The sequence below is a fragment of the Paraburkholderia caribensis genome (genome assembly GCF_002902945.1).
Lineage (GTDB): Bacteria > Pseudomonadota > Gammaproteobacteria > Burkholderiales > Burkholderiaceae > Paraburkholderia > Paraburkholderia caribensis.
In genome coordinates, this window is sequence record NZ_CP026102.1 from 1,011,402 (window position 1) to 1,028,206 (window position 16,805).

At 61.9% G+C, this 16,805-nt stretch carries 14 protein-coding genes, 2 tRNA genes and 1 rRNA gene; 14 read left to right on the top strand and 3 right to left on the bottom strand.

Going from position 1 to position 16,805, the window contains the following annotated elements; genetic code table 11:
• The 11 genes from C2L66_RS21060 (at position 1) to C2L66_RS21110 (ending at position 10,825) form a co-directional block, all read left to right on the top strand.
• On the top strand, positions 1-1,122 hold the full coding sequence (locus tag C2L66_RS21060) for an ABC transporter ATP-binding protein (RefSeq protein ID WP_060603231.1): 1,122 nt from the start codon (positions 1-3) through the stop codon (positions 1,120-1,122).
• Entirely contained in the window at positions 1,115-2,134 is a 1,020-nt protein-coding gene (locus C2L66_RS21065; RefSeq protein WP_054935238.1) for an ABC transporter ATP-binding protein, read from the top strand. The genes C2L66_RS21060 and C2L66_RS21065 overlap by 8 nt, the downstream gene beginning before the upstream one ends.
• Entirely contained in the window at positions 2,131-2,769 is a 639-nt protein-coding gene (gene dhaL / locus C2L66_RS21070; protein ID WP_060603228.1) for a dihydroxyacetone kinase subunit DhaL, read from the top strand. Before C2L66_RS21065 ends, dhaL begins: the two co-directional genes overlap by 4 nt.
• Before the next feature lie 14 nt (positions 2,770-2,783).
• Positions 2,784-3,773, top strand: a complete 990-nt coding sequence (gene dhaK / locus C2L66_RS21075; protein WP_035996361.1) for a dihydroxyacetone kinase subunit DhaK — start codon at positions 2,784-2,786, stop codon at positions 3,771-3,773.
• A gap of 207 nt (positions 3,774-3,980) precedes the next feature.
• A complete protein-coding gene (locus tag C2L66_RS21080) occupies positions 3,981-5,078 on the top strand; it encodes an ABC transporter substrate-binding protein (protein WP_060603225.1) in 1,098 nt (365 codons plus the stop codon).
• A complete protein-coding gene (locus C2L66_RS21085) occupies positions 5,075-6,025 on the top strand; it encodes an ABC transporter permease (RefSeq protein ID WP_060603222.1) in 951 nt (316 codons plus the stop codon). Before C2L66_RS21080 ends, C2L66_RS21085 begins: the two co-directional genes overlap by 4 nt.
• Entirely contained in the window at positions 6,025-6,900 is an 876-nt protein-coding gene (locus C2L66_RS21090; RefSeq protein WP_035996356.1) for an ABC transporter permease, read from the top strand. The genes C2L66_RS21085 and C2L66_RS21090 overlap by 1 nt, the downstream gene beginning before the upstream one ends.
• A gap of 58 nt (positions 6,901-6,958) precedes the next feature.
• Complete coding sequence (locus C2L66_RS21095) at positions 6,959-8,047, top strand: ABC transporter ATP-binding protein (RefSeq protein WP_060603219.1); 1,089 nt, start codon at positions 6,959-6,961, stop codon at positions 8,045-8,047.
• Between the two features lie 252 nt (positions 8,048-8,299).
• Positions 8,300-9,079 carry a DUF1295 domain-containing protein gene (locus tag C2L66_RS21100; protein WP_060603216.1) on the top strand — a complete coding sequence of 260 codons (780 nt, stop codon included), beginning with the start codon at positions 8,300-8,302 and terminating at the stop codon, positions 9,077-9,079.
• A gap of 44 nt (positions 9,080-9,123) precedes the next feature.
• Positions 9,124-10,221, top strand: a complete 1,098-nt coding sequence (locus C2L66_RS21105) for an SAM-dependent methyltransferase (RefSeq protein WP_060603213.1) — start codon at positions 9,124-9,126, stop codon at positions 10,219-10,221.
• A 4-nt stretch (positions 10,222-10,225) separates the two neighbouring features.
• Complete coding sequence (locus C2L66_RS21110) at positions 10,226-10,825, top strand: lipocalin family protein (RefSeq protein WP_054935247.1); 600 nt, start codon at positions 10,226-10,228, stop codon at positions 10,823-10,825.
• A 37-nt stretch (positions 10,826-10,862) separates the two neighbouring features.
• Here the strand turns inward: C2L66_RS21110 and C2L66_RS21115 are convergent, their stop codons facing one another.
• Genes C2L66_RS21115 through C2L66_RS21125 form a run of 3 tightly spaced genes read right to left on the bottom strand, consistent with a single transcriptional unit; the run spans position 10,863 to position 14,172 of the window.
• Positions 10,863-12,074 carry an SAM-dependent methyltransferase gene (locus C2L66_RS21115; protein WP_060603209.1) on the bottom strand — a complete coding sequence of 404 codons (1,212 nt, stop codon included), beginning with the start codon at positions 12,072-12,074 and terminating at the stop codon, positions 10,863-10,865.
• Positions 12,071-12,874, bottom strand: a complete 804-nt coding sequence (locus tag C2L66_RS21120; RefSeq protein WP_060603206.1) for a DUF1365 domain-containing protein — start codon at positions 12,872-12,874, stop codon at positions 12,071-12,073. The genes C2L66_RS21115 and C2L66_RS21120 overlap by 4 nt, the downstream gene beginning before the upstream one ends.
• A complete protein-coding gene (locus C2L66_RS21125; RefSeq protein ID WP_060603202.1) occupies positions 12,871-14,172 on the bottom strand; it encodes an NAD(P)/FAD-dependent oxidoreductase in 1,302 nt (433 codons plus the stop codon). The genes C2L66_RS21120 and C2L66_RS21125 overlap by 4 nt, the downstream gene beginning before the upstream one ends.
• A gap of 652 nt (positions 14,173-14,824) precedes the next feature.
• Here C2L66_RS21125 and C2L66_RS21130 point away from each other — a divergent pair.
• The 3 genes from C2L66_RS21130 to C2L66_RS21140 all read left to right on the top strand — a co-directional run bounded on the left by C2L66_RS21130 (position 14,825) and on the right by C2L66_RS21140 (position 16,626).
• Positions 14,825-16,355 (top strand): 16S ribosomal RNA (locus tag C2L66_RS21130).
• A 67-nt stretch (positions 16,356-16,422) separates the two neighbouring features.
• Positions 16,423-16,499: transfer RNA gene (locus tag C2L66_RS21135), tRNA-Ile, on the top strand.
• A 51-nt stretch (positions 16,500-16,550) separates the two neighbouring features.
• A tRNA-Ala gene (locus tag C2L66_RS21140) sits at positions 16,551-16,626 on the top strand.
• Positions 16,627-16,805: the final 179 nt, after the last annotated feature.

Consider the following 16,805-nt stretch of genomic DNA (forward strand, 5'->3'; position numbering starts at 1 on the left):
ATGTCGACGATCGTTCTCTCCAATCTCCACAAGCGCTTCGGCGAATTCACGGCCGTGCACGATACGAATCTCACGGTCGGCAACGGCCGTTTCGTGGTGCTGCTCGGACCGTCCGGCTGCGGCAAGACGACCACGTTGCGGATGATCGCCGGACTCGAACTGCCTACGTCGGGTCAGATCCTGATCGACGGCGAAGACGTCACGGCGCTGAGAGCCCGTCAGCGCGACATTGCATTCGTGTTCCAGATGTTCGCGCTCTATCCGCATATGACCGTGCGCAACAACATCGCTTTTCCGCTGAAGAACGAGGGCATCTCGCGCAGCGAAATAGCGGCGCGCGTCGACACGGCCGCGCGCATGCTGCGCATCCAGCATCTGCTGGATCGAAAGACGGGCGGCCTGTCGGGTGGCGACCGTCAGCGCGTTGCCTTGGGACGCGCCATCGTGCGCCATCCGAAGGCCTTTCTGATGGACGAACCGCTCGGCACGCTCGACGCGGACTTCCGCGAACTGATGTGCCTCGAGTTGCGCAAGCTGCATAACGCGCTCACGGCGACCACCGTCTACGTCACGCACGACCAGAGCGAAGCGATGGCCATGGCCGACGACATCGTCGTGATGAATCGCGGCGAAGTGCTGCAGTCCGCCTCGCCGCATGAGATCTACCACTTTCCTGCGACCGTGTTCGTCGGCAGCTTCATTGGCAGCCCCCCGATGAATTTCCTCGCGGTGGACGGCGGCGTTCCGGCAGGCGCGGAACAGGTCTCGCTTGGCGGTGCGGCCGTGGCCGTGCCGCGTACCGACGCATCGGCCGCGAAGGCGCTGGTGGGCGTGCGGCCCGAGCACGTCGTGATAGACGATCGCGGCGCGTTGCGCGGGCGTGTGATCGCCGACGAATATCTCGGTTCGCATCAGATTCTGGTGGTCGAGACGGCGCTCGGCATCGTGCGCGTGCGGGTCGGCAAGGACGAGGGGCGCGCGGCGGGTTCGCAGGTCGGGCTGTCGTTTCACAAGGAACGCACACTGTTGTACGACGCGGAGAGCGGCAGTCTGCTGCCCGGCGCGGCACGCCAGATGGCCTTTAACGGTAGCGGTAACGGCAGCGGAGGCGCTTATGTCTGAGATTCGCCTGCACAACGTGACGAAGCGGTTCGGCGATATCGTCGCGGTGGACGACGTGTCGATCGACGTGAACGAGGGCGAGTTCGTCGTGTTGCTCGGACCGAGCGGCGCAGGCAAGACGACCACATTGCGGCTCATTGCGGGCCTCGAACGGCCCGACGAAGGCGAGATATTCATCGACGGCGAGGCGGCCACGGACATGCATCCCGCAGACCGCGACGTCGCCTTCATTTTTCAGCAGTATTCGCTCTATCCGCATCTGACGGTGTTCGGCAATCTGGCGTTTCCGTTGCGCTCGCCGCGGCGCCGCACGAGCGAGGCGGAAGTCAGCGCGCGCGTGCGGTCGGTCGCGCAGATGCTGCACATCGAGTCGAAACTCGCCAACATGGCGACGCATCTGTCAGGCGGCGAGATGCAGCGGGTGGCGATTGGCCGCGCGCTGGTGCGCGAGCCCAAAGTGTTTCTGATGGACGAGCCGCTGTCGTCGCTCGATGCCAAGCTGCGCGAGGAATTGCGCATCGAATTGAAGCGGCTGCATCGCTCCATCGGCGCAACGATCATCTACGTCACGCACGACCAGGTCGAAGCAACGACGCTCGCGGATCGCATCGGCATTCTCGAACACGGTCGCATCGTTCAGATGGGCACGCCGCGTGAAGTCTATGGCAACCCGGCGTCGCTCAGCGCGGCGCAACGTCTCGGCTCGCCGCCCATCAACCTGCTGCCGTCCGCGCTGTTCGATCCGGCGGCGATGCCGGCGGGCACGTCGACTGTCGCGATCCGCCCGGAAGACATCGTGCTGCACGGCACCGATGCGCGCGACGCGCTGAACCTTCGGGTGCTCGAATATTCGCCGCTTCGGCATCTGCTGATTCTCGACCGCGAAGGCACCGCGATCGTCGCGACCACGATGACGGAACGCAACTTCACGCCAGGGCAAACGGTCGGCGTGTCACTGCCGCCGCGCAGCCTTCTTTATTTTCGTTCCGACGGCAGGAGGATTCCGGCATGAACGGCAAAACGGTCATGGCGTGCATCGAGGCTGCGCATGCCACGCTAAAGGAACACACTGAGGAGATCGCCGCGCTCGATCAGCAGATCGGCGACGGCGATCACATCTTCAACCTGTTGCGCGGCGCCGATGCGCTGCTCGGCCTGCGTGCCGATATCGAAGCGGAAGCATTCGCTCCGGCGCTGAATCTCGCCGCGTCGAAACTGCTGTCGACGGTGGGCGGGTCGTCGGGGCCGCTGTTCTATTCGCTGTTGCACGGCATGGCGAAAGCCTCGGGTGAGAGCGGGGACGTCGCCAGCGTACAGGACGCGGCGCGCATCTTCGCCGCGGGTGTCGATGCCGTTGCGCAGCGCGGCAAGGCTGGTCTCGGCAGCAAGACGATGATGGACGTGCTGATTCCCGTGGCGTCGCGCCTGGCGGAACTGGCGGACAGCGACGCTTCGCCCGAAGCCGTGCTCGACACCCTGCCGGGAGTCGCGGAGCAGAGCATGCTCGCGACGCGCGACATGCTCGCGACCAAGGGGCGCGCATCGTTTCTCGGCGAACGCTCGCGAGGCCACATCGATCCCGGCGCGCGATCGAGCCAGTTGATGATCGACGCCGTATGTGCGCGGCTCGCGCAAGACAGAGCGTAGAAGGAGCGCAGACCATGAAGAAATTCATCAATCACGTCGACGACTTTCTGGTCGAGAGCCTCGCGGGATTCGGCGCCGCGCACAGCGATCTCGTCGTGCTCAATCAGGAACCGGTGTTCGTGCGGCGCAAGACGCTCAAGCCGGGCAAGGTCGCGTTGATCTCGGGCGGCGGGTCGGGGCACGAGCCGCTGCACATCGGCTTTGTCGGCTATGGCATGCTGGACGCCGCGTGTCCCGGCCAGGTCTTCACGTCGCCGACGCCCGACCAGATGATGGCTGCCGCGCAAGCCGTCGATACGGGCGCGGGCACGCTGTTCATCGTCAAGAACTATTCGGGCGATCTGATGAACTTCGAAATGGCGTCGGAGATGTCGGAGCTGCCCAATGCCATGGTGCTGATCAACGACGACGTCGCCGTCGAAAATTCCAGCTACACGACGGGGCGGCGCGGCGTGGCGGGCGCCGTGATCGTCGAAAAGCTGGTGGGAAGTCTTGCAGAAAGCGGCGCGGACCTCGAACAATGCAAGGCGTTCGGTGACCGGATCAACAAGCATACGGCGTCGATGGGCGTCGCGTTCTCCAGTTGCACCGTGCCGGCGGCGGGCACGCTCACGTTCAAGATCGGCGACGATGAAATCGAAGTTGGCGTCGGCATCCATGGCGAGCCGGGGCGCCGGCGCGCGCGTTTCGCCGCGGCCGACGCAATTGCGGGCGAGCTGCTGACGGCCATTGTCGCGGATCTCAAGCCGCCGGCGGGTGCCGAACTGCTGGTGCTGATCAACGGATTGGGCGGCACGCCGCTCGGCGAACTCTATCTGTTGTTCAATTCCACCCGCTTGTGGCTGCAGCAGCGTGACCTGAAGATTGCGCGCGTGCAGGTCGATTCGCTGACGACTTCGCTTGAAATGGCGGGCGCGTCGATTACGTTGTGCGTGATGAACGACGAAATGCTAAGACATTGGGATAGCGCAGTACACACGCCGTCGCTGAGGTGGGGTATGTAGCGGGTATTGAATGACGCTCTCCTGCGTGAAGGAAGGCCGCCTGCACGCCTCGCGCGCATGAGTTTTCGACATGATGCGCATGCGCATATTTCGCTTGTTGCGTGATATTGGCAAACCTACAGTCGGTTGTCGCGCAACGCCTTCGCACCGTGCCGCAGGTTCACGTGAGACAGGCAGTGGACACCGATTGTTCATCAGGAGATCGTCATGCAAGACATCAAACGGGGCAGAAGGCAGGCAATCAAGACGATCGGCGCGGCACTCGCGGCTTCGACGTTGCCGATGCCGTTCATCAACGTGCGCGCCCAGCAGCAACAGAATTTCTCCGGAAAGACCCTGCGTCTGCTCACATGGTCTGACGATACGGGCACGGCCGCGCTGCGCAACATTGCCGCGACCTTCACCGCGAAGACCGGCGCGAAAGTGATCGCCGACCGCGCCGACGGAACGTCCGGCATGGTCGCGAAGGTCAAGGCGGCGGGCGATCGCCCCACCTACGACGTGATCACGCTGGCAGGCGTCGGCGCGTCCGGGCTCGGCGATGCGGGCCTGCTCGTCAAGCCGGATCTCGACAAGCTGCCGAACCTGAAAGACGTGGCGCCGCAATACCGCACGGGCGCGAACGGCTTCGGCGTCGGTTATCTGCTCTGGTCGGACGGCCTGATCTACAACACGTCGACGGTGAAGACGCCGCCCGACTCGTACGAAGCGCTGTGGGACCCGAAATACGCGGGGCGCGTGTTCCTGCCGCCGCCGGAGTGGGCCGAGGCAGTCGATCTCGCGATCATCGCCGCGAAGCTCGCAGGCGGCTCGCAACAGAACATCGAGCCGGGTTTCAAGAAGCTTGCGCTGCTGAAAGATCATGTGATGACGCTCGGTGAAAACCCGAATCAGGTTGCCGATCTGTTTCGCACCGGTTCGCTCGATATCGGCGGGATTTATTCACCCGCGTTCTTCCCCGATCAGATCCGCAAGCCCGAGTACAAGATGGGCGTGACCTACGGGATGAAGGAAGGCTTCGCGACGCAACTGATGTTCACCGTCATTCCGAAGTCACACCCGGGCGATGCCGACCTGATCCACGCATTCATCAACCATTCGCTCGATGCGGGCGTGCAGGGCCGGATGGCCGCTGACGTCCTGAACGGCCCGGTCAACTCGAAGGCCGCGATTCCCGCCGAGAGCCGCGCCTATGTGCCGAGCCCGAAGCAGATCGCCGAAAAAGCGGTGCTGCACGACGACAAGGCGCTCGCGGCGGTGCAGCCCGCGTGGATCAAGCGTTACACGGAAATCTTCTCGGCATGAACGGCATGCCCGCGCTCTTTTCGCGGCGCGGGCGCGCTGACGTCGCGCCGGCGGGATCGACGGGCGTGCCCGACGGGCACGCCGCGAGCGGTGCCGGCAGCGCGTCGGCGCGCGCGAGGCCGTGGCTGCTGCTGGCGCCGATTCTCGTGTTTCTCGCCGTGCTTGCCGCGGCCGCGCTGGTCGTGGTGCGAATGAGTTTCGGCGTGTCAGGCAACGAATGGCGTGCGTATACGCTGCATAACTATGTCGAACTCGCCGACAGCTATTTCGTCAAGTCGCTGTGGCTGACATTGCGGCTCGCTTTTCAAAGCATGGTGTGTGCGGTGCTGCTCGCCATTCCCGTTGCGCTTGCAATGGCGCGCACCGAATCACGCCTTGTGCGACGCCTGCTGCTCGCGGGCGTGCTGCTGCCGCTGCTGGTGAATCTGCTGTTGCAGGGTTATGGGTGGCTCGTGATCCTCGGCCCCGCCGGATTGCTCAACCATGCGTTGCTCGGCAGCGGCCTTGTGTCGCGTCCCGTCATGTGGCTCTATCGCGAACATGGCGTGCTGCTCGGTCTGATCCAGACGGCGTTTCCGCTGGCCGTGCTGCCGATGTCGAGCGCGATGCGCGCGATTTCCGTTTCGTATGAAGAGGCTGCGGCGACGCTCGGCGCGACCCGCTGGCAAACCATGCGTGATGTCGTGCTGCCGCTCGCGATGCCCGGCATCGTCTCCGGCGCGCTGCTCGTCTTTGCCTATAACGCGAGTGCGTTCGCGGTGCCGCTGTTGCTGGGCGGACGACGCGTCCCGATGCTCGCGGTGCTGGTGCACGACCAGGTTTCGCCGCTGTTGAACTGGCCTGCGGCGTCGGCATCGGGCGTCGTACTGATGGTCGCCACGCTTGCGTTGATGGCGCTGTCTCAATGGCTGCTGCGCCGCATGCGGCGTCTGGAGGGTTCTACCTGATGAGTACGCAAGGTGTGTTGCCTCGCCGGCCGCTGGGCGCGCTGAGGCCGTCCTCGACGATGCCGGGCCGGCTTGGGAAGGTCGCCGCCCTGGCGGCTGCCATCGTGCTGTTTCTGGCGGCGCTCCCCATTCTGACGATGATCGCGATGTCGTTCAGCGCAGCCGACACGCTTGAATTTCCGCCGCATGCGTACAGCTTGCGGTGGTATCGAGCGGCGTGGCACACCTTTGTTTCGCCCGACGCAAGCGATGCGCTGTCGATGGGCGCGGCGCTCGGAACGAGTCTGCTCGTCGCGGTGTCGACGATGATCGTTGCGACGCTCGTGTCCGTGCCCGCCGCGTACGCGCTGAGCCGCTACCGTTTTCGCGGCAAACGGCTCGTCGAACAACTGGTCGCGCTGCCGCTCGTCTATCCGCTCGTCATGCTCGGGCTGTCGCTGCTGCTGGTGTTCAACGTTCTGCCCGTCGAACTCGGCGTGTTCCGGCTGATCATCGCTCACGTGATTCTCGCGTTGCCGTTCACGGTGAAGAACTGCGCGGCGTCGGTGGCGTCGATCGGGCCGGAGTTCGAAGAGGCCGCTTACGTGATGGGCGCGAGTCCGCGACGCGCGCTCGTCGATGTCGTGTTGCCGCTGATGCGGCCCGGCATTCTCGCCGGCATGCTGTTCGCGTTCATCATCTCGTTCAACGAATTCACGGTGACGTTCTTTCTGTATGGCATCGACACGATGACACTTCCCGTATGGCTGTATAGCCGTACGGTGTCTTCGCTCGATCCGACCGTGTTTTCATTCGCGGTGTTCGTCGTCGCAATCGATTTTGCGCTGATCTGGCTGCTCGAAAAACTGGTGGGCGACAAAGGGATTGCGCTGTGATTGCGCTGCTGCAATCCCGCATCATCGCGCCTTGCCGCGAAACCGACTGGAAACTGTCATGACTCATCTCACGCTGCAGGCCGTCACGAAACGTTTCGGCGCCGCGCATGCGGTCGACAACGTCGACCTCGCGATTCCCGAAGGCAAGCTGGTGTGCTTTCTCGGACCGTCGGGCTGCGGCAAGACCACGCTGTTGCGGATGATCGCCGGCCTCGAACAGCCAACGTCGGGGGCGGTGATGTTCGCCGGTCGCAATATCACGCACCTGAGCGCGAACCGGCGAGATTTCGGCATGGTGTTTCAGTCGCTCGCATTGTTCCCGCATATGACCGTGGCGGAGAACATTGCGTATCCGCTCAAATTACGCAAGACGGGCAAGAGCGAGCAGGCGAGGCGGGTCGCCGAACTGCTCGACATGATCCAGTTGCCGCATATGGCCGGGCGTGCCGTGACGCAACTTTCGGGCGGCCAGCGGCAGCGCGTGGCGATTGCTCGCGCGATTGCGACGTCCCCCAAGCTGCTGTTGCTCGACGAGCCACTGTCGGCGCTGGATGCAAAGCTGCGCGAGGCGATGCAGATTGAAATTCGTCTGCTGCAACAGCGTCTGGGCATCACGACGATCATGGTCACGCACGATCAGCGCGAAGCGATGACCATGGCCGACCTCATCGTCGTGATGGAGAAAGGCCGTATTGCGCAGGTGGGCAAGCCACTCGATATTTACCGCGACCCCGTCAGCGAATTCGTGGCCGACTTCATTGGCCTTGGCAATATCTTGCCCGTCACAAACGACGAGAGCGGGAAAGTGCGTCTGCCGGGCGGGCAGCAGATCGTCGTCGCGAACCCGGCGCCGACGTCCGTCGCATCCGGCGACATTCGTCTTCTGATCCGGCCGGAAGACGTGCATATTCAACTGGGCGCCGATCAGGCCGTGCATGATGCGAATTGCGTCCGGGGCACGGTGCGGTTCATTCGCGACGTCGGCGCCTCGCTCGAAGCCACCATCGAATGCGCAGGCTTCACGTTGACTGCCGCGACCACCCCGCGCGAAGTGCCGGGTCTCGCGCCCGGCGTGCCGGTGCTGGCAGGGCTGCCGGCGCATGCATGCAAGCTCATCTCTGCGCACGGAGTGCGTGCGTCGGCCTGACGCATGCTTGCGTCAAGCTGGTTACGTTGCACACCCTTTCTTCGAGCGCTACTCTGCTGCTCCTCATCTAGCGGTTCCTCGTAGCGACGCAGCCGCGCCGTCGTGCTGCACGGGGAACCGATTCAAATCCGCGACACCGCCCCTCGCGGGCACGCTGTTTACACCCACTCTTTGCTCGATGCATCCGCGCAATGTCATGGCGCGTATAACCTGTCGCAACGTACTTGCCGATTTACGTTAGAGGAGCTTTTGATGTCTCCTGCTGCCGCAGCGTCGCTCGCGTTCGTGGTACTCGTCGCGCTGTTCGCTGCTTTCTGGGCGTGGCAGCTGAAAAGCGAAAACGCGGGGATGATCGATCCGATATGGGCGTTCTCGCTGGGCGCAATCGCCGTGTTCTACGGCATGGCGAGCAACGGCGATCCGCTTGCCCGTGCGCTGGTCGCGGCGGGCGGCGGTATCTGGGGCGTGCGGCTCGGATGGCATTTGTGGCGGCGTAATGCGGGTAAACGGGAGGACCCGCGTTATCACCGTTTCCGCAAGCAATGGGGTGCGGCGGCCGGACGGAAGATGTTCTGGTTTCTCGAGTTTCAGACGGTCATTTCGATGGTGTTGTCGCTGGCGTTCGCCGTGCCTGCATGGCGCACGGATACGCCTTCCGTTTCATGGGTCGCGCTTGCGGTAGCGATCTGGCTGATATCGGTGGCGGGCGAATCGGTTGCGGACAGTCAGCTCAGACGCTTCGTCGCCGACCCGGCGAATCAGGGTGAAGTGTGCCGCGTCGGCTTGTGGCGCTATTCGCGGCACCCGAATTATTTCTTCGAGTGTTTGCATTGGGTGGCTTATGCCGCGCTGTCGATCGGGTCGCCGTGGATCTGGTTGACGCTACTCCCACCCGTGCTCATGGCATGGCTGCTGATGAAGCTCTCAGGCGTGCCGATGCTCGAAGCGCATCTGGTCCATTCGCGCCCCGGTTACGCCGAGTACATGCGCGAGACCAGCGCGTTGATACCGTGGCCGCGGCGACGCGGCTGAATCCCTCCCTCTACGCTTCCACTACATCCGAACGGTGCCCCGCCATGACATTTACGGCAACTCAGCCTTCGACGGACAAGCCGCTTTTTGCCAGGGAAGACTGGCTGATCCATGCGTGCGAGCGCGGATGGGTGCCGGATCGCGTAATCCGCTTCGGCATGCGCCGCCTGATGCGGCAGCGTCTCGTCGAAGAAGGCGCATCCGACGGCGAGCTTCGTTCGCAACGCTTCAACGCGCTGCTCGATGGGTTGCGCACCAGTCCCATTGCGATCGAAACCGATGCCGCCAACACGCAACACTACGAATTGCCGCCTTCTTTCTTCGAGGCGCATCTGGGAGCGTATCTGAAGTACTCCTGCTGCCTGTTTCCACGTGGCGACGAGACACTCGAAGAGGCGGAACAGGCGATGCTCGCACTTTACGCAGAGCGGGCAAGGATCGAAGACGGCCAGACCATTCTCGATCTCGGTTGCGGCTGGGGTGCGCTGGCATTGTGGTTGGCCGGGCATTATCCGCATGCCCGAATCGTCGCGCTGTCGAATTCACGCAGCCAGCGCGAATTCATTGAGGCGCGTGCGGCGTCGGCTGGCATCACGAATCTGCGCGTCGTGACGGGCAACGTTGCCCAGTTCGATTTCGAAGATGAGTTACGCGCCGGGTATTTCGACCGGGTGCTGTCGGTCGAGATGTTCGAGCATATGAAGAACTACGGCCTTTTGCTGGAACGTGTTGCGCGCTGGATGCGCTCCGATGGGAAACTCTTCGTCCACATGTTCGCGCATCGAACGCTCGCGTATCACTTTCAGACCCGGGACGCCACCGACTGGATGTCGAAGTACTTCTTTACCGGCGGCACGATGCCATCCGAAGCCTTATTGCTGCACTTTCAAAACGACCTCCGGATCGACAGGCAGTGGTGGATCGGCGGCGCGCACTACGCACGCACGGCGGAGCTATGGCTAGCGAATCTCGACAACGCACGCGAGCGCGTGATGCCAGAACTGATTCTGACATACGGTACGGATAACGCGCGGCTCTGGTTGCAGCGCTGGCGCATGTTCTACATGGCTGTGTCCGAGCTTTTTGGCTATGCGCGAGGCAATGAATGGGGCGTTGCGCACTATCTGTTCGGCAAGCGGTGATGCGATGAAAGCTACGCGTGTTGCTCTGGCACTGGCCGCCGTCGCTGCGACGGTCACCCTGATGTCGGCCTGCTCGCAGTCGCCGGCCAATCCCAATCCGCGCGCAGACATTCCGCTAAAGCCAGCAAGTGTGGATCTGCCTCGCTACATGGGGCGCTGGTACGTCATTGCCATCATTCCGTATTTTCTTGAGAACAAATACGTGGGCAGCTATACGGATTGGTCGCTGCGCGAAGACGGAAAGATCGACGACCGGTACACCGCACACAAGAGAACATTTGACGCGTCGCCGTCGACGTTTCATTTCGTCGACAGCGTCGTGCCGGGCAGCGGAAACGGCGAGTGGAAGGTGCGCATTTTCTGGCCGGTATATGTCACGCAGCAGACGCTTTATGTCGACGACGAGTACCGCTACACACTGCTTGGTCTCGGCGACAAGAGCCTCGGCTGGATTTTCGCGCGCGAGCCCGATATCAGCGAAGATGTTTACCGCTCGCTGCTCGCGCGATTCGATGCGATGGGCTTCGACGCATCGCGCTTTCGCCGCGTGCCGCAGCATCCGCAACAGATCGGCCAGCCTGGGTTTCTGCCGGCAGGCGAGTGACGGCTGCTTCACGCCGCGGCTCCGATGAGCTCGCGCTTCACGGCGCAGCAGTCAGGATGAATTGCCTGACGTCCGTGCGCCGCTCGGCGAAGCCCGCTTCGCAATACGCGAAATAGAGCCGCCATGTGCGGATGAACAGGTCGTCGAAGCCTAGTGTCCGCACAGCGTCGAGGTTCTCCTCGAAGCGTGCATGCCAGCGCTGCAAGGTGCGTGCATAGTCGAGCCCGAACGATAGTGACTCGACGCATGCCATACCCGCGCGTCTGGCGGCGGCGTGAAAGCGTTCGGCGCCCGGCAGCATGCCGCCCGGGAAAATGTACTCGCGGATGAAATCACTCGAAGACCGGTAAGCAGCAAAGCGCGAATCGTCCATCGTGATGGACTGGACGAGCGCTTGTGCGCCCGGCTTCAGCATGCGCCCGAGGACACTGAAAAACGCAGGCCAATAGCGCTCTCCGACGGCTTCGAACATCTCGATCGACACCGCTGCGTCATAGATGCCGCGCAGATCGCGATAGTCGCGCAATTCGATCGTCACGAGATCGTGGAGACCGGCACGTGCCACGCACTCGCGCGCCCATTCGTACTGTGCGGCAGAGATCGTCACACCGTGCACGCGTATGCCCTGGTGCGCCGCGTGCAGCGCAAAGCCGCCCCAGCCGCAGCCGATCTCCAGCACGCGCATGCCGGCGCGCAACTGCAACGCATCGACGATGCGCTGATACTTGGCTGCCTGAGCGTCTTCGAGTGAACGGGTGGCATCGTCCTCGAACAGTGCGCTCGAATAGGTCATGGTCCGATCGAGCCAGAGCGCGTAGAAGGCGTTGCCAAGATCGTAGTGCGCGTGCACGTTACGTTCGCTACGGCGCCGCGTATTGGGACGCAGCCAGTGGCGCAATCCATAGAGCAGGCGCGCAGGGGCACTGCCCGCTACCGTGCGCGGCAACGCGGTTTCATTGCGCATGGCGAGCCGCGCCAGCGCCACGATGTCGGGCGTGTCGGCCCATCTGGCGCGATACGCTTCGGCAAATCCGATGTCGCCCGCCTGCAGGATCGCGCGGCATGCCCGCCAGTCGCGCAGGATGAGTTGCGCGCCGGGTTGGGCATGAGGATCGCCGTACACGCGTTGCTGGCCGTCTGGCGTCGTCAGGACCAGATGGCCGACGCGCAAACGTTCCAGCAGTGCGAGGAACAGGCGGGCGAACAGGGGCGCATTGCCGGCGGCATAGAAGGCGCGTGACAACGTCATGGTGACGATTCCTCGTTGATCGATGTTGGTCGTGAGTGAGGCGACGGCGGCCGGCTCCCGTAGAACGGCACTTTCTTGAACCACAGGCGCAGCGCCTGCCAGTGGATGCGGAGGATGACGCCGACCGTGAGAAGCGGTTGCCGCATGAGTGCGCGCAGCGCGTGCCCGCGCGTGAGCGGGTGCTTTCCGAGCGAAATCGCGGTGCGGATCAAAAGTCCTTGCGCGTCGTGATAGTCGATGGAGATCGAAGAGCGGTGTTCGGTCTCGTGGATACCAAAGACGTAATGTCCTTCGACATCGCAAAACGGCGACACGTGTAGCGCTTTTACGCAGTGGAGCTGGGTGTGCGCGTCGATGGGGCCGTTGTCGCGCGCTTTCAGGAGATACGAGTGACGTTGTCCGAACGTGTTGCGTACTTCAGCGAGCAATGCGCGCAGGTTGCCGTCGCGGTCGTGACAGAACCAGAAGCTGACAGGGTTGAACGCGTAGCCAAATATGCGCGGGAAGGTTTGCAACCAGACAGCGCCGCCGTCCAGGTCGAGGCCTGCGTCTACGATCTGCCCGCGGACCCACCTAAGCAGGTCGGTTCCATCGCATGCGCCGTAGTCGCGCGTTCTGAGGCTCAATGGCCGCAACCGGTCGACGCCCAGCCACCAGCCCTCCAGTTCATGAAGCCTTGCCAGATCGCAACGGATGCAGAACACGGGGTAGACGAAGCGATGACGCACGGGCCGTAGCCGCTCGTGCATCACGCGCCCGGACATCAGCCAACCGGCGCGATCGGAAGAACGGCCGTTCATCGTACGGACCACGACGGTTCGACGCCGAAGTCGCGAGCAATGCGCAGCGCCGACTTCAGTCCGTCTTCATGAAAGCCATAACCTGTCCACGCGCCCGCGAACCATGTGCGTCTTGCGCGCTGTATCGAAGGAAGGCGGCTTTGCGCTGCCACGGCCGCACCGTCGAGCAGTGGATGATCGTACTCGAAGCGCTTCAGCACCGTCTCGGGTGAGGGCGGTCGCGACGGATTGAGTGTCACGATCACAGGTCTTTTGAAGGGCAGCGGTTGCAGGCGGTTGATCAGATAACTGACACAGACCGGGCGCATGCCGTCTGTCCCGTGCGTCGACAGGTAGTTCCACGCGGACCATATCCGCTTGCGGTGCGGAAGCAAGGTTGGATCGGTATGCAGCCACGCGACATTGGGCTGATAACGGATCGCGCCCAGGATATGGCGTTCGTCGGGATCGGGGTCCACGAGCATGCGCAGGCTGTCGGGCGCGTGCGTGGCGAGAATCGCCGCGTCGAAGCGCTCGCAGCCGGTTTCGGTCGCTACGTGGACGCCGCCTCGCTCGCGGCGCACCGCGACGACCCGTTCATTGGTGCGCACGTCATCGAGGGTGGCGACGATCCGGCGGACATACTCGCGCGCACCGCCTGCGACGGTCTTCCAGCGCGGGCGGCGATTCACCTGCAACAGTGCATGGTTGAGGCAGAAGCGCAGAAAGGTCGCGGCGGGGAAGCGCAGCACGTCGGCGCTCGCGCACGACCAGATGGCGGCGGCCATCGGCAACAGGTAGTTTTGTCTGAAGGGATCGCCGTAGCGGCCAGCTGTCAACAGATCGCCGACGGAGTATCCGCGGGCGGATGCCGCTTCGAGATGCCTTTCAGCCGTTGCATTGAAACGCAGGATGTCGCGCAACATGCCGAGAAAGCTGGGCGAAAGCAGATTCTGCCGCTGGGCGAAGACGGTGTTCAGATTGGTGCCTGCCCATTCGAGCCGTCCGTGATCGAGCGAGACGGAGAATGTCATGTCGCTTTCGTGTGACGCGACATCGAGTTCGTCGAAGAGTGCGATCAGGTTGGGATAAGTGCGATCGTTGAAGACGAGAAAGCCTGTATCGACGGGATGGGTGAGGCCATCGAGCTCGACGTCGACAGTATGGGTATGTCCGCCGGCGTAGGTGGCGGCCTCGTAAAGCGTCACGCGATGGCGGCGCGCCAGCAGATACGCACTCGCAAGTCCAGCGATGCCCGAGCCGACGACCGCAACGCGGCTGCCCGGCGGAACGGGATGGGTTTCCGTCTGCACATCCATTGCGTGTTCTCCATCGGCGGCGCGTCATTCCTCTCGCGTCATTCCTCTTTTACGCACGGCAACAGCAGACGGATGCAGCCATGCGGCGGTGTTCCCGGTTCTACGGCGAACCGGTACACGCGAATACCCGCACCGCCGATGCGTGCCGCGTCGGAAGCAGTACGTCGCACGAACGTCCGGACTGATTGTTGGATCCGTGAAAAATATAGCTGGATACGGAGGGCGGAAATGGAACAGGAGTGGGACGCGGATGGGAACAGATGGCCAGGTTCGATAAAGGGGGTGACAAATGTCGACTGTGCCTAATAAAGTGGCATCGAAAGATTTTCGTCGATCGTTCGAAATAAGTGCTTGACAGCCCCCAGGGGGTTCCGCATAATTCGGCCTCTCCAAACGACGGAGACGCAAGAAAGCAGCAGAAAACAGCGGCTTTTTAGCGAATGTTCTTTAACAATCAACAGCCGATAAGTGTGGGCGCTCGATGACGAAGCGCGCGGTGATCTTCGGGTCACTGATGGCGAAAGTAATCGAGTCTCACACGGAAGAAATTGAGGAAGGTTTGACTGGGTTGAAAGGCCCAGCGCAGATCTTTCGTCAGTGATTTTGAGTGAGCGACCGGTTCTTAGATGAACCGAAAAACAGTAACAGGTTTGAACTGAAGAGTTTGATCCTGGCTCAGATTGAACGCTGGCGGCATGCCTTACACATGCAAGTCGGACGGCAGCGCGGGGGCAACCCTGGCGGCGAGTGGCGAACGGGTGAGTAATACATCGGAACGTGTCCTGGAGTGGGGGATAGCCCGGCGAAAGCCGGATTAATACCGCATACGCTCTGTGGAGGAAAGCGGGGGATCTTCGGACCTCGCGCTCAAGGGGCGGCCGATGGCAGATTAGCTAGTTGGTGGGGTAAAGGCCTACCAAGGCGACGATCTGTAGCTGGTCTGAGAGGACGACCAGCCACACTGGGACTGAGACACGGCCCAGACTCCTACGGGAGGCAGCAGTGGGGAATTTTGGACAATGGGGGCAACCCTGATCCAGCAATGCCGCGTGTGTGAAGAAGGCCTTCGGGTTGTAAAGCACTTTTGTCCGGAAAGAAAACCGCTTCTCTAATACAGGGGCGGGATGACGGTACCGGAAGAATAAGCACCGGCTAACTACGTGCCAGCAGCCGCGGTAATACGTAGGGTGCAAGCGTTAATCGGAATTACTGGGCGTAAAGCGTGCGCAGGCGGTTCGCTAAGACCGATGTGAAATCCCCGGGCTTAACCTGGGAACTGCATTGGTGACTGGCGGGCTAGAGTATGGCAGAGGGGGGTAGAATTCCACGTGTAGCAGTGAAATGCGTAGAGATGTGGAGGAATACCGATGGCGAAGGCAGCCCCCTGGGCCAATACTGACGCTCATGCACGAAAGCGTGGGGAGCAAACAGGATTAGATACCCTGGTAGTCCACGCCCTAAACGATGTCAACTAGTTGTCGGGTCTTCATTGACTTGGTAACGAAGCTAACGCGTGAAGTTGACCGCCTGGGGAGTACGGTCGCAAGATTAAAACTCAAAGGAATTGACGGGGACCCGCACAAGCGGTGGATGATGTGGATTAATTCGATGCAACGCGAAAAACCTTACCTACCCTTGACATGTACGGAACCTTGCTGAGAGGTGAGGGTGCCCGAAAGGGAGCCGTAACACAGGTGCTGCATGGCTGTCGTCAGCTCGTGTCGTGAGATGTTGGGTTAAGTCCCGCAACGAGCGCAACCCTTGTCCCTAGTTGCTACGCAAGAGCACTCTAGGGAGACTGCCGGTGACAAACCGGAGGAAGGTGGGGATGACGTCAAGTCCTCATGGCCCTTATGGGTAGGGCTTCACACGTCATACAATGGTCGGAACAGAGGGTTGCCAAGCCGCGAGGTGGAGCCAATCCCAGAAAACCGATCGTAGTCCGGATCGCAGTCTGCAACTCGACTGCGTGAAGCTGGAATCGCTAGTAATCGCGGATCAGCATGCCGCGGTGAATACGTTCCCGGGTCTTGTACACACCGCCCGTCACACCATGGGAGTGGGTTTTACCAGAAGTGGCTAGTCTAACCGCAAGGAGGACGGTCACCACGGTAGGATTCATGACTGGGGTGAAGTCGTAACAAGGTAGCCGTATCGGAAGGTGCGGCTGGATCACCTCCTTTCCAGAGCTTTCGCGTTTCACAAGTTGAGCGCTCACACTTGTCGGCTGTTAATTGAAGACAGGCTCAGGGGTCTGTAGCTCAGTCGGTTAGAGCACCGTCTTGATAAGGCGGGGGTCGATGGTTCGAATCCATCCAGACCCACCAGCGTCTTGTCTGCGGTGGCTGATCGCAAAACCCCCTGTGTACTGTATGACTGGGGGATTAGCTCAGCTGGGAGAGCACCTGCTTTGCAAGCAGGGGGTCGTCGGTTCGATCCCGTCATCCTCCACCAATTCCCAATGTTGGTTTCATTGGCGCGAGCGTCGAAAGATGCTGGCGGTTCAGTGTGACAAACATTGGCAATTGAGCCAGTCAGATGCGGTATTGCAGTTAGATATCGGCTGTCGTTCTTTAACAATCAGGAAGAAGTAGTAAAGAGATTCACGAAAGCGTGCTTAGAGATGGGCGCGC